The 13,181-nt window shown below is 43.1% G+C and carries 16 protein-coding genes; 13 read left to right on the plus strand and 3 right to left on the minus strand.

Translation table 11 applies throughout. The annotated features are described in order from the left end of the window. Positions 1 to 36: 36 nt before the first annotated feature. Positions 37 to 711: a ribose-5-phosphate isomerase RpiA gene (gene rpiA / locus IGJ01_RS01275; protein ID WP_005226875.1), complete on the minus strand. Its 675-nt coding sequence runs from the start codon at positions 709 to 711 to the stop codon at positions 37 to 39. Positions 712 to 1,015: 304 nt separating this feature from the next. On the opposite strand from rpiA, the gene rpsL reads away from it, so the two are divergent. The 4 genes from rpsL to tuf all read left to right on the plus strand — a co-directional run bounded on the left by rpsL (position 1,016) and on the right by tuf (position 5,471). Next, positions 1,016 to 1,429 (plus strand): 30S ribosomal protein S12, encoded by a 414-nt coding sequence (gene rpsL / locus IGJ01_RS01280; RefSeq protein ID WP_003127956.1) that lies wholly within the window; start codon positions 1,016 to 1,018, stop codon positions 1,427 to 1,429. A gap of 70 nt (positions 1,430 to 1,499) precedes the next feature. After that, positions 1,500 to 1,970 (plus strand): 30S ribosomal protein S7, encoded by a 471-nt coding sequence (rpsG, locus tag IGJ01_RS01285; protein WP_003127957.1) that lies wholly within the window; start codon positions 1,500 to 1,502, stop codon positions 1,968 to 1,970. 80 nt (positions 1,971 to 2,050) lie between these two features. Further along, positions 2,051 to 4,135 carry an elongation factor G gene (fusA, locus tag IGJ01_RS01290; protein ID WP_005226900.1) on the plus strand — a complete coding sequence of 695 codons (2,085 nt, stop codon included), beginning with the start codon at positions 2,051 to 2,053 and terminating at the stop codon, positions 4,133 to 4,135. 148 nt (positions 4,136 to 4,283) lie between these two features. Further along, entirely contained in the window at positions 4,284 to 5,471 is a 1,188-nt protein-coding gene (gene tuf, locus IGJ01_RS01295) for an elongation factor Tu (RefSeq protein ID WP_005226902.1), read from the plus strand. A gap of 132 nt (positions 5,472 to 5,603) precedes the next feature. On the opposite strand, the gene IGJ01_RS01300 is transcribed toward tuf, so the two are convergent. Then, entirely contained in the window at positions 5,604 to 6,329 is a 726-nt protein-coding gene (locus tag IGJ01_RS01300; RefSeq protein WP_430601318.1) for a nitroreductase family protein, read from the minus strand. After that, positions 6,313 to 7,758: a PLP-dependent aminotransferase family protein gene (locus IGJ01_RS01305; protein WP_430601319.1), complete on the minus strand. Its 1,446-nt coding sequence runs from the start codon at positions 7,756 to 7,758 to the stop codon at positions 6,313 to 6,315. The genes IGJ01_RS01300 and IGJ01_RS01305 overlap by 17 nt, the downstream gene beginning before the upstream one ends. Positions 7,759 to 7,865: 107 nt before the next feature. Here IGJ01_RS01305 and thiD point away from each other — a divergent pair, with 107 nt between their 5' ends. The 9 genes from thiD to rpsC all read left to right on the plus strand — a co-directional run bounded on the left by thiD (position 7,866) and on the right by rpsC (position 13,179). Next, the gene (gene thiD, locus IGJ01_RS01310; RefSeq protein ID WP_430601320.1) at positions 7,866 to 8,696 is read left to right on the plus strand and encodes a bifunctional hydroxymethylpyrimidine kinase/phosphomethylpyrimidine kinase; all 831 of its coding nucleotides are present in this window, start codon (positions 7,866 to 7,868) and stop codon (positions 8,694 to 8,696) included. A gap of 341 nt (positions 8,697 to 9,037) precedes the next feature. Further along, entirely contained in the window at positions 9,038 to 9,346 is a 309-nt protein-coding gene (gene rpsJ, locus IGJ01_RS01315) for a 30S ribosomal protein S10 (protein ID WP_003127966.1), read from the plus strand. Between the two features lie 22 nt (positions 9,347 to 9,368). Next, positions 9,369 to 9,998: a 50S ribosomal protein L3 gene (rplC, locus tag IGJ01_RS01320; protein WP_003127967.1), complete on the plus strand. Its 630-nt coding sequence runs from the start codon at positions 9,369 to 9,371 to the stop codon at positions 9,996 to 9,998. A gap of 29 nt (positions 9,999 to 10,027) precedes the next feature. Next, positions 10,028 to 10,651, plus strand: a complete 624-nt coding sequence (gene rplD, locus IGJ01_RS01325) for a 50S ribosomal protein L4 (RefSeq protein WP_005226910.1) — start codon at positions 10,028 to 10,030, stop codon at positions 10,649 to 10,651. After that, positions 10,651 to 10,944 carry a 50S ribosomal protein L23 gene (locus IGJ01_RS01330; protein WP_005226911.1) on the plus strand — a complete coding sequence of 98 codons (294 nt, stop codon included), beginning with the start codon at positions 10,651 to 10,653 and terminating at the stop codon, positions 10,942 to 10,944. The genes rplD and IGJ01_RS01330 overlap by 1 nt, the downstream gene beginning before the upstream one ends. A 39-nt stretch (positions 10,945 to 10,983) precedes the next feature. Further along, positions 10,984 to 11,817: a 50S ribosomal protein L2 gene (gene rplB, locus IGJ01_RS01335; protein ID WP_005226912.1), complete on the plus strand. Its 834-nt coding sequence runs from the start codon at positions 10,984 to 10,986 to the stop codon at positions 11,815 to 11,817. 42 nt (positions 11,818 to 11,859) lie between these two features. Next, positions 11,860 to 12,138, plus strand: coding sequence for a 30S ribosomal protein S19 (gene rpsS / locus IGJ01_RS01340; RefSeq protein ID WP_005226914.1), 279 nt, complete (start codon positions 11,860 to 11,862; stop codon positions 12,136 to 12,138). Positions 12,139 to 12,161: 23 nt separating this feature from the next. Then, positions 12,162 to 12,509 (plus strand): 50S ribosomal protein L22, encoded by a 348-nt coding sequence (rplV, locus tag IGJ01_RS01345; RefSeq protein WP_003127973.1) that lies wholly within the window; start codon positions 12,162 to 12,164, stop codon positions 12,507 to 12,509. 13 nt (positions 12,510 to 12,522) lie between these two features. Further along, complete coding sequence (gene rpsC / locus IGJ01_RS01350; RefSeq protein ID WP_005226916.1) at positions 12,523 to 13,179, plus strand: 30S ribosomal protein S3; 657 nt, start codon at positions 12,523 to 12,525, stop codon at positions 13,177 to 13,179. Positions 13,180 to 13,181: the final 2 nt, after the last annotated feature.

The raw sequence follows: 13,181 nt of genomic DNA on the forward strand, positions 1-13,181 counted from the left end.
AAGAGAAGCATTTTTGCTTCTCCTTTTTTGTTTCCTTTATCTAACGTGCTTGGTACTCGGTCCTTCAGGCAATCCGACAATGATCGTATGAACCATATCCAAAAACAGACCGTGTTCAACCACGCCCACTGTAGCATCTAATTCCTGTGCCAACTCAGTAGGAGCGGTGATCGTTTCTAGATGAAGATCGATGATGTAATTGCTGCAATCGGTTTTTAAAGGTTCGCCTTCTTCATTCAGACGCAGTTTTGGATGGTAGTTTTTCTTCTCGAACAGACGCAACAGCTGTTGGCTGCCATAAGGGATCACTTCCACTGGCAACGGGAAGGCACCAAGTGTTTCGACCATTTTCGATTCATCAACGATCCACAAAACTTTTTTGGAGTTAGACGCCACGATTTTTTCGAATAAAAGGGCTGCACCGCCGCCTTTGATGCCATGATAATCCTTGCTGATCTCATCTGCACCGTCGATCGTTAGATCCACAGCGTCCACTTCATCGATGGTGCGAATCGGGATACCTAATCCTTCTGCTTGTTTTTTCGATGCCCAAGAAGTTGGGACACCAGTGATCGATAGACCTTCTTCTTTTACACGTCGACCCAGTTCTTCAATCATGTAGTAGGCTGTTGAGCCAGTGCCCAAGCCAACGACCATGCCATCTTTTACATAACTAGCCGCTTCAATGCCGACCATTTCTTTTAGGTTCATTTTCTTCCCGCCTTTTTTAAATAAATGCTTTGTCTCTATTATATAGGAAGAAGCGCAAAATTTGCGGATTTTTTCGTAACAGATTTCTTTTGAAAAAAGCTTGGGAGGATACTTGACAGGTAAGAATAAGCATGATATTCTATCAAAGGTGCTTTATCTACAGGTCTCTCGTTGGAGACGTGCTGACTGTCTATCAAAGCATAGTTGATATGAATGCAGAGAATGCATTATTTTTTATCGCAAAAAAAGAACCACCTGGATGTGTGGGACTATAAAGCGAATCAAGGAAGGAGGACAACTAGGGATGCCTACAATTAATCAATTAGTACGTAAACCTCGTAAATCCAAGGTTGAAAAATCAAATTCACCAGCATTGAACAAAGGATATAACAGTTTCAAGAAAGCTCAAACGAATGTTAACTCACCTCAAAAGCGTGGGGTAGCTACTCGTGTGGGAACTATGACACCGAAAAAACCGAACTCAGCTCTACGTAAATATGCGCGTGTTCGTTTGTCAAACTTGATTGAAGTGACAGCTTATATTCCAGGTATCGGACACAACTTACAAGAACACAGCGTGGTCTTGTTACGTGGTGGACGTGTAAAAGACTTACCAGGGGTACGTTACCATATCGTTCGTGGTGCATTGGATACTGCCGGTGTTAACGATCGTAAACAATCTCGTTCTAAATATGGTACAAAACGTCCTAAAGCTTAATCTTTAAGACAAACAGATCAAATGAATCTTATTTAAATCAGAACTGATATCTCGGAAGGAGGAGTTACGGATGCCTCGTAAAGGTCCTGTTGCAAAACGTGATGTTTTACCAGATCCTATTTATAACTCAAAATTAGTAACTCGTTTGATCAACCGTGTAATGGTTGATGGTAAACGCGGTGTTGCTGCAAATATTATCTACAATGCTTTTGGCATTATCAAAGAATCTACAGGAAATGATCCATTGGAAGTTTTCGAACAAGCAATGAAAAACATTATGCCTGTATTGGAAGTTAAAGCTCGCCGTGTCGGTGGTTCTAACTACCAAGTACCAGTAGAAGTACGTCCTGAACGTCGTACAACTCTAGGTCTTCGTTGGGTGGTAAACTACGCTCGTTTGCGTGGCGAACACACAATGGAAGAACGTCTTGCAAAAGAAATCATGGATGCAGCAAACAACACTGGTGCTTCTGTGAAAAAACGCGAAGACACACACAAAATGGCGGAAGCCAACCGCGCATTTGCTCACTATCGTTGGTAAGATCCTCACTGCTTTTTATTGGAAGGTACTGAGACAACCTTAGCTTAAGTTAAGTAAGAATGAGAGGGGAACAACCTAGAATGGCAAGAGAATTTTCGCTAGAAAAAACTCGTAATATCGGGATCATGGCCCACGTTGACGCTGGTAAAACAACGACAACTGAACGTATCCTTTATTACACAGGTAAAATCCATAAAATTGGTGAAACACATGAAGGTGCTTCTCAAATGGACTGGATGGAACAAGAACAAGAACGTGGGATCACAATCACTTCTGCTGCGACAACTGCGCAATGGAAAGAAAACCGCGTAAATATCATCGACACACCAGGACACGTGGACTTCACAATCGAAGTGCAACGTTCATTGCGTGTACTTGATGGTGCTGTAACTGTGTTGGACTCACAATCAGGTGTAGAACCTCAAACAGAAACAGTTTGGCGTCAAGCGACAGATTACCGCGTACCACGTGTTGTATTCTGTAACAAAATGGACAAAATTGGTGCAGACTTCTTATACTCTGTATCAACTTTACATGATCGTTTACAAGCAAATGCTCACCCAATCCAATTACCAATTGGTGCGGAAGATGACTTTACTGGTATTATCGACTTAGTAAAAATGAAAGCTGAAATCTACACAAATGACTTAGGAACTGAAATCCAAGAGACTGAAATTCCTGAAGAATATGTAGAATTAGCTGAAGAATGGCGCGAAAAATTAATCGAAGCTGTTGCTGATACTGATGAAGAACTAATGATGAAATTCTTGGAAGGTGAAGAAATCACTGAAGAAGAATTGAAAGCTGGTATTCGTCAAGCAACATTGACAGTTGACTTTTTCCCTGTTCTTTGTGGATCTGCCTTTAAAAACAAAGGGGTTCAATTGATGTTGGATGCAGTCATCGACTACTTGCCTTCACCACTTGATGTTCCTGCGATTAAAGGGATCAATCCTAAAACAGACGAAGAAACTGATCGTCCGGCTGACGATGAAGCACCATTTGCTTCATTAGCATTTAAAGTAATGACTGACCCATTCGTAGGTCGTTTGACATTCTTCCGTGTGTATTCAGGTATCTTGAACTCTGGATCATACGTATTGAATGCTTCAAAAGGCAAACGCGAACGTATCGGTCGTATCCTACAAATGCACGCCAACACACGTGCTGAAATCCAAACAGTATACTCAGGCGATATCGCCGCTGCTGTTGGTTTGAAAGACACAACAACTGGGGATACACTATGTGATGAAAAATCACCAGTAATCCTTGAATCAATCGAATTCCCAGAACCAGTTATCGAAGTCGCTGTTGAGCCTAAATCAAAAGCTGACCAAGATAAAATGGGGGTTGCTTTACAAAAACTTGCTGAAGAAGATCCATCATTCCGTGTGGAAACAAACGCTGAAACAGGCGAAACTGTTATCGCTGGTATGGGAGAACTTCACTTGGACGTCTTAGTTGACCGTATGCGTCGCGAATTTAAAGTTGAAGCAAACGTAGGTGCGCCTCAAGTTTCTTATCGTGAAACATTCCGTGCAGCAACACAAGCGGAAGGTAAATTTGTACGTCAGTCTGGTGGTAAAGGTCAATACGGTCACGTATGGGTCGAATTTACACCAAACGAAGAAGGTAAAGGCTTCGAATTCGAAAACGCGATTGTCGGTGGTGTGGTTCCTCGTGAATACATCCCAGCAGTTGAAAAAGGACTTGAAGACTCAATGGCGAACGGTGTCTTAGCCGGTTACCCATTAGTAGACATCAAAGCAAAACTTTATGATGGTTCATACCATGATGTCGATTCAAGTGAAACTGCCTTCCGTGTTGCAGCTTCTATGGCTTTACGTGCTGCAGCGAAGAAAGCAAACCCAGTAATTCTTGAACCAATGATGAAAGTAGTTATCACTGTACCAGAAGATTACTTAGGTGATGTTATGGGTCACGTAACTGCTCGTCGTGGACGCGTAGAAGGAATGGAAGCACACGGTAACTCACAAATCGTGAACGCAATCGTGCCATTAGCTGAAATGTTCGGTTACGCAACAACACTTCGTTCATCAACACAAGGTCGCGGTACGTTCATGATGACATTTGATCACTATGAAGATGTACCTAAATCTGTTCAAGAAGAAATCATCAAGAAAAACGGCGGCAAAGCTGAATAATTGATGGAAGTATAGGAAATTAAGTAAAAAGCTATATTTTTTTCTGAGTTTCGTGTACAATATTATCGATGATAAGGGATGGGGAGCTGCGGCTCCCTACCTATCAAATATAAAAAATAAACTGCATTTTTAGGAGGAACATTTTAAAATGGCAAAAGAAAAATTTGACCGTTCTAAACCCCACGTAAACATTGGTACGATCGGACACGTTGACCATGGTAAAACTACACTTACAGCTGCTATCACAACTGTATTATCTAAAAAAGGTTTGGCTCAAGCTTCAGCTTACGACCAAATCGATGGCGCTCCAGAAGAACGCGAACGCGGAATCACTATCTCAACTGCTCACGTTGAGTACGAAACTGAAGCACGTCACTATGCTCACGTTGACTGCCCAGGACACGCGGACTACGTTAAAAACATGATCACTGGTGCTGCTCAAATGGACGGCGCGATCTTAGTAGTATCTGCTGCTGATGGTCCTATGCCTCAAACACGTGAACACATCTTGTTATCACGTAACGTTGGTGTACCATACATCGTTGTTTTCTTAAACAAAATGGATATGGTTGATGACGAAGAATTACTAGAATTAGTTGAAATGGAAGTTCGTGACTTATTGTCAGAATATGACTTCCCAGGCGACGATGTTCCTGTAATCGCTGGTTCTGCTTTGAAAGCTCTTGAAGGCGATGCTTCATACGAAGAAAAAATCATGGAATTAATGGCTGCAGTTGACGAATACGTTCCAACTCCAGAACGTGACACTGACAAACCATTCATGATGCCAGTCGAAGACGTATTCTCAATCACTGGACGTGGTACTGTTGCTACAGGCCGTGTTGAACGTGGACAAGTTCGCGTTGGTGACGAAGTTGAAATCGTTGGTATTGCTGAAGAAACTGCTAAAACAACTGTAACTGGTGTTGAAATGTTCCGTAAATTGTTAGACTATGCTGAAGCAGGGGATAACATTGGTGCATTGCTACGTGGGGTTGCTCGTGAAGACATCCAACGTGGACAAGTATTAGCTAAAGCTGGTACAATCACACCTCATACAAAATTTAAAGCTGAAGTTTACGTTTTAACAAAAGAAGAAGGTGGACGTCACACTCCATTCTTCACTAACTACCGTCCTCAGTTCTACTTCCGTACAACTGACGTAACTGGTGTTGTTGAATTACCAGAAGGAACTGAAATGGTTATGCCTGGTGATAACGTAACAATCGACGTTGAATTGATCCACCCAATCGCTATCGAAGACGGAACTCGTTTCTCAATTCGTGAAGGCGGACGTACTGTTGGTTCAGGCGTTGTAACTTCAATCCAAGCTTAATTTGATTGATCGAAGAGCAAAAGCGTACGCGCTTTTGCTCTTTTTTTTAACTCGTAGAACCAAAAAAGAGCCGCCATCTCTAGCGTTGACGAATCCACTGTGATTCATCGAAGCTAAAGAGAGCGGTGCTTTTTATTTTATTAGTTTTTGCTTCTTCAAGAAGGCGTCAAATCCTTGGTCAGGGCGATTGCGGTAAAACCCAGCAAATTTTTCTGACCATGGTTTGGTCTCGCGAGCTTCTCCAAAATCAGTCATTGTTTGATCGTAGGCTTCGATCGACTCATAAGAATAGTCCTGATAGTGGTTGTAATGAATGACCGCTTCTTCTGGCAAGCGAGGCTTGACCTTCATTTCTACGATTGGTTTACCGATGCTCAAGCCAGCCACAGGGTAGACATATTCCGGTAAGTGCAACAATTCAGCGATTTTGGCGCTGTCTTTGCGGACACTGCCGGAAATGACGGCACCTAAGCCCAGTGATTCAGCAGCGATCGCACCAGATTGTAAAGCAATGCTGGCATCAGTGGTGGCAATCAATAATGGCTGATAGCCCTCATCGATTGGATAAGGGGTCTGTTTTTCGTCAGAAACTTTTTTGGTTCGGTTTAAATCTGCGAGAAACAGCAGAAAGAGCGAACTTGCTGCGATATGAGGATTGCCGGGATTCCATTCGACCATTTGTTGGCGGATCTGCGGGTCGTCGATCACCAGGATCGAATAGGCTTGCCCATTCATCCAGCTTGGTGCTTGACGAGCGGCAGTCAAAATCGCGGTTACTTGCTCTTGGCTCAAGCGGTAGTCAGGGTCAAATTGTCGGTAAGTGCGGTGGTTGTGCAAAAGCTCAATGGTTTCGTTCATAGGTTTGCTCCTTTAACTGTTGGGTGATTTTTGTGAATCGTTCTTGAAATCGTGGTAAATCATCTTTGGCTAAGCGGGTATAGTTCAAACGCAAGCCATTCGTATCGTTACTGAAAAGAAACGCAGGTGCTACTAAGCAATCGTTCGCCAAAAAGAGCGACCAATCTTTGCGAGTCAATTTGCGGTGACGCCAAGTCAACCACAGGTAAAGACCGCCTTTCGTCGGCTGCCATTGCCAGTCCTCCTGAAATGCCTGCAAGAGTTGGAGTAGGTCTTGCTGGCGCTGGGCCATTTCTGTAAGCAGTGTCCGCTGCTGCTGGTGGTAATCAGAGGAGCGTAAGGCGATGTTGGCAAGGACTTGCGGGAAGATCGTGGTATCGATCGCCATCCGTTTTTTCGCTTGGGCAAATTGGTCGGCTAACGCTTCTGGCACCAAAAGCCAGCCGATTTTGATTGATGACCCAAGTAATTTTGAAAGCGAGCCTAAATAAATGACGGTTTCGGGAGCCATGGATTTTAGCTTGGGCGGTACTTCATCAAAAGCCAACTCGCTAAAAACATCATCCTCAATGATCGGTACTTGGTAGGTCTGGCAAAGGCGGATGATCGCTTGGCGCCGATGCTCGCTCATGGTGTGGCCAGTTGGGTTTTGGAAGGTGGGATTCAGATAGACGAATTTGATCTTCTTTTCCTTCAACACTTTTTCCAATGCCGCAGGCCGCATCCCTTCACTATCTTGCTTGATCCCAATCAGCTGGACATTCATCGTGGAAAACAAGGGGAGAGAGAACAAGAAAGAAGGGTCCTCTGTCGCAATACAATCCCCCGCATGCAATAAGACTTGCATCAGTAAGGTGATTCCTTGCGTCGAACCGGCAGTAATTACTAGTTTTTGACCGCTGGTGGGCAAATTGAAGGAATCAGCAAGGTGCTGCAATAAGATTTCTTGCAAAGGCTCATAACCAGTCGGTAATACTTTGGTGCTTTCTTTGCGGATCTCTTCCCATGTAAAGGCGGGAAACGTGAAGTCGGGAATCAGATCGGCAGGTAGATCACCTGTGTACAGATCCAGCACATCCTTCTCGGTGCGCAAGTGCTGAATCTGTTGAACGTAAGGGTCTTGCTGCAAGTAAGGGCTGCTTAAAGACGAGCGCAAATAAGAAAGCGGTGTTTGTCGGTTCCCCCAACGACCTTCCAATACGCGAGAGCCGCTGCCTTGTTTTCGTTCGATCCATCCTAAGCTCTTCAATTCATCTAACGCTTTGACGACGGTGGAACGGTTGACGTCAAAAGTCTGAGCAAGGCTGCGCTCTGGTGGTAAACGATCCCCAGGCCCATAGGTTCCCGCTTGGATCTCTTCGATAAAATGGGTCACGATCTGCTGGTAAATCGGTTGTTTCTTTTGTTTGTCGATACTTGATGAAGCCATCCTGCACCACCTTTTTCAATTGGATGGTTTAAAAATAAGCCAAATGGCTCTTTTCGTCAAGGGGAAGATTGACTATACTTAGCAAAAAGCACAAGGAGATGAGGAAGATGGAAAAAGTAATATCAATTGCCGGGTCTGATTCAACCGGAGGAGCCGGTATCGAAGCAGATTTAAAAACGTTTCAGGAGTATGGTGTCTTTGGTTTTGCCACGATTGCTTCGATCGTCACGATGGATCCACAAGCGGGTTGGAGCCATGAAGTAACAGCAATGGAACCAGCACTTGTTGAAAAGCAATTGATCTCCGCTTTTGCAGGTGATCCGATGGATGCCCTTAAAACGGGGATGTTAGGCAATGAAGACAATATTGTGCAAGCAGCGAAGATGATTCAACAACAGCAAGTCAAAAATGTGGTGATCGATCCCGTCATTGCTTGCAAAGGGACCGCAGAAATCTTACAGCCAAAAAGTGTCGATGCCATCATCACGCATTTGTTGCCTTTAGCAGATGTTGTCACTCCTAATTTAGTAGAAGCGGGGATTCTTTCGGGTTTGGGGGATTTGACGAGTGTGGAAGCCATGAAGCAAGCTGCTGAAAAAATCCATCAATTAGGTGCTAAATACATCGTGATCAAAGGTGGTCATCGCTTGCCAGGAGCAAAAGCCATTGACCTTGTTTATGATGGAGAATCCTTCCTCTTGTTAGAAAGTGGCAAAATCACTACTGATTTCAATCACGGAGCAGGCTGCACCTTTTCAGCAGCGATCGCTGCGGGTCTTGCAAAAGGCAAACCCGTCGTGGAAAGTGTTCGCTTAGCGAAAGCCTTTGTCACAGCAGCAATCAAAGAAGGCGTGGTCATCAATCCTTATGTGGGTCATGTGTGGCACGGTGCCTATACCCACGCCCAAGACCGTATGAAGGAAGAAGCGCCGCAATAGCAGGTTTTCTTCTATATAAATAGGAATTGAAGAAGCACTTAAAAGAAGCGGGCAACGCTTCTTTTTTTTGTGTTTCGAAAACAAAAGAAAATTTTCTGAAAGAAATGCAAAAGAATCCCGGTTTTTCCATAAAAAAAGCTTGCAATCAATGTTTATCCGTAATATAATCATAAAGGTGCTGTTTACGTAAATACGTAAGTCACACTGGCAGCAAAGAAATTTTCTGCCGGCTACGAAACGAGAGGTTGCGACACGCCCGGACGCTTTGCCATGGACGAGCGTGACGGAAAATTTTCGTGGAGCTATGTCTACTTTTCAAAATAGGCGAAGGAGGGAAAACAATGGCAAAACAAAAAATTCGTATCCGTTTAAAAGCGTATGAACATCGTATTTTAGATCAATCAGCGGATAAAATCGTAGAAACTGCAAAGAGAACTGGAGCTGGCGTATCTGGTCCAATTCCATTACCAACTGAACGCAGCTTGTACACGATCATCCGTGCGACGCACAAATACAAAGATTCACGCGAACAATTCGAAATGCGTACACACAAACGTCTAATCGACATTGTGAATCCAACACCAAAAACTGTTGATGCTTTAATGAAGCTAGACTTGCCAAGCGGTGTTAATATCGAAATCAAACTATAATAATTAAGATGGAGGTGTAATCATGACCAAAGGAATCTTAGGGAAAAAAGTGGGAATGACTCAAATCTTCACTGAATCTGGCGAATTGATTCCAGTAACTGTAGTAGAAGCTACACCAAACGTAGTGCTACAAGTGAAAACAATCGAAAATGACGGCTACGAAGCAATTCAAGTCGGTTACCAAGATATGCGTGAAGTTTTGTCTAACAAACCTGCGAAAGGTCATGTTGCAAAAGCAAACACGGCTCCTAAGCGCTTCATTCGCGAATTCAAGAATGTAGAGCTAGAGGGCTTAGAAGTAGGATCAGAAATCAAAGTTGATATTTTTGAAGCAGGAGACATCATCGATGTAACCGGCACTTCGAAAGGTAAAGGATTCCAAGGCGTTATCAAACGTCACGGACAAAGCCGCGGACCAATGGCTCACGGTTCTCGTTACCACCGTCGTCCTGGATCAATGGGTCCAGTTGCACCTAACCGTGTATTTAAAAACAAACGTCTTGCTGGACGTATGGGCGGAAATCGCATCACGATCCAAAACTTGGAAATCGTACGCGTAGACGCAGAACGCAACGTTATCTTGATCAAAGGTAATGTACCTGGCGCGAAAAAATCATTGATTACAATCAAATCAGCTGTGAAAGCTAAATAAGTAGATAGGAAGAAAGGAGGAACTAAGGAATGCCGAATGTAGCATTATTCAAACAAGATGGAAGCCAAAATGGCGAAATTACATTGAACGAAGAAATCTTCGGAATCGAACCAAATGAATCAGTTGTCTATGATGCAATCATCATGCAACGCGCTTCATTAAGACAAGGAACACACGCTGTGAAAAACCGCAGTGCCGTTCGTGGCGGTGGCCGTAAACCATGGCGCCAAAAAGGAACTGGACGTGCCCGTCAAGGTTCAATCCGTTCACCACAATGGCGTGGAGGTGGCGTAGTCTTCGGACCAACACCACGTTCATACAGCTACAAACTTCCTAAAAAAGTTCGTCGCTTAGCAATGAAATCTGTATTGTCAGAAAAAGTTGCTTCAAATAACTTGGTAGCAGTAGAAGGATTAAGCTTTGATGCTCCAAAAACAAAAGAATTCAAACAAGTTTTAGCTAACTTGACAATTGACTCTAAAGTATTGGTAGTTTTAGAATCTGAAAACGACTTTGCCGCTTTATCTGCGCGCAACTTGCCAAAAGTTTCTGTAGTTACTGCTGATAACATTAGTGTGCTAGACATCGTTTCTAACGACAAAATGTTAGTGACACAAACTGCTCTTACTCAGATCGAGGAGGTGCTTGCATAATGAACTTACTAGACGTTATTAAACGCCCAGTGATCACTGAAAAATCAATGCTTGCCATGGATGACAAGAAATACACTTTTGAAGTGGACACAAAAGCCAACAAAACTTTAGTAAAACAAGCTGTAGAAGCTGCCTTTGACGGAGTGAAAGTGGCAAACGTGAACATCATCAACGTTCGTCCTAAATTCAAACGCATGGGTAAATATGCAGGATATACAAAAAAACGTCGCAAAGCTGTTGTGACTTTAACTGAAGATTCTAAAGAAATCCAAATTTTCGAAGCTGCTGAATAAGCAACTCACGCATAAATTTTACATGGGAGGGAAAAAGACGTGGCGATTAAAAAGTACAAACCTACCACGAACGGCCGTCGTAATATGACAAGTTCTGATTTCGCTGAAATCACAACTTCAACACCAGAAAAAACATTGTTAGCTCCTTTGAAAAACAATGCTGGTCGTAACAACAACGGACGTATCACGGTTCGTCATCAAGGTGGCGGTCACAAACGTCAATACCGTTTGATCGATTTCAAACGTAACAAAGACAACGTCGTTGCTACGGTTAAAACGATTGAATATGATCCAAACCGTTCTGCTAACATTGCGTTAGTACATTACGAGGATGGAGTAAAAGCATACATCTTAGCACCTAAAGGATTAGAAGTTGGCATGACTGTCGTTTCTGGTCCAGATGCAGATATTAAAGTAGGGAATGCATTACCACTAGAAAACATTCCAGTCGGTACTGTTATCCACAACATCGAAATGAAACCTGGTAAAGGTGGACAATTGATTCGTTCAGCTGGAACAAGTGCTCAAGTACTTGGTAAAGAAGGCAAATACGTATTGATCCGCTTGAACTCTGGTGAAGTACGGATGATCTTAGCATCATGTCGTGCAACAATCGGTTCTGTTGGTAATGAACAACACGAATTGATCAACATCGGTAAAGCCGGTCGTTCTCGTTGGATGCGCAAACGCCCAACTGTACGTGGTAGCGTAATGAACCCTAATGATCACCCACACGGTGGTGGTGAAGGTAAAGCACCAATCGGACGTAAAGCACCAGTTTCTCCTTGGGGACAACCAGCACTTGGCTACAAAACACGTAACAAAAAAGCAAAATCAGACAAACTTATCGTTCGTCGTCGTAAAACTAAGTAATATACTTGACCGTGTGTCGCACATTTTGAGAGGAGGTACACCATGGGTCGTAGTTTGAAAAAAGGACCTTTTGTCGATGACCATTTGATGAAAAAGGTCGAAGCACAAGAAGGCGCTGAAAAGAAAAAAGTGATCAAAACTTGGTCACGTCGTTCTACAATTTTCCCTAATTTTATCGGGTTTACAATTGCTGTGTATGATGGACGGAAACATGTACCAGTTTACATCCAAGAAGACATGGTAGGACACAAATTAGGTGAATTTGCACCAACAAGAACTTATCGCGGACATGCTGCCGATGATAAGAAAACAAGACGCTAATTTTGAGGGGAGGATATCCAAAAATGGCAGAACAAATCACATCAGCGAAAGCAACTGCTAAAACAGTCCGCGTTTCTCCTCGTAAATCTCGTCTAGTTATTGACTTAATCAGAGGGAAAAGCGTTGCTGAAGCAATCGCGATCTTAAAGTTCACACCAAATAAAGCAGCTGGAATCATCGAGAAAGTCTTGATGTCAGCTATTGCCAATGCAGAAAATAATTTTGACTTAGATGTTGAAAACTTGATTGTTTCTGAAGCATTCGTAAACGAAGGACCAACGATGAAACGTTTCCGTCCACGTGCGAAAGGTTCAGCTTCACCGATCAACAAACGTACAAGTCATATTACTGTAGTCGTATCAGAAAAATAAGGAGGGACAATCAGTGGGTCAAAAAGTACATCCAATTGGAATGCGTGTAGGCATCATCCGTGACTGGGATGCTAAATGGTATGCTGAAAAAGAGTATGCTGAATTTCTACATGAAGATTTGAAAATCCGTAAATTTATCGCATCTAAACTTGCTGATGCCGCTGTGTCTACAGTTGAGATCGAGCGTGCAGCAAACCGCGTGAATATTTCAATCCACACAGCTAAACCAGGTATGGTTATCGGTAAAGGCGGATCTGAAGTCGAAAACCTAAGAAAAGAATTAAATAGCCTAACTGGCAAACGAGTTCACATCAACATCGTTGAAATCAAAAAACCAGATTTAGATGCTAAATTAGTAGGCGAAGGAATCGCACGTCAATTAGAAAACCGTGTTGCTTTCCGTCGTGCTCAAAAACAAGCGATCCAACGCACAATGCGTTCTGGCGCTAAAGGAATCAAAACACAAGTTTCTGGCCGTCTAAATGGTGCGGATATCGCTCGTTCAGAAGGTTACTCAGAAGGAACAGTTCCACTTCATACATTACGTGCGGACATTGATTACGCATGGGAAGAAGCAGATACAACATACGGAAAACTAGGAGTTAAAGTGTGGATTTATCGTGGAGAAGTTCTTCCAACTAAAAAGAACACTGAGAAAGGAGGGAAATAAAC

Origin of the sequence: Enterococcus sp. AZ089 (assembly GCF_050547225.1) — a bacterium.
GTDB lineage: Bacteria > Bacillota > Bacilli > Lactobacillales > Enterococcaceae > Enterococcus_D > Enterococcus_D entomosocium.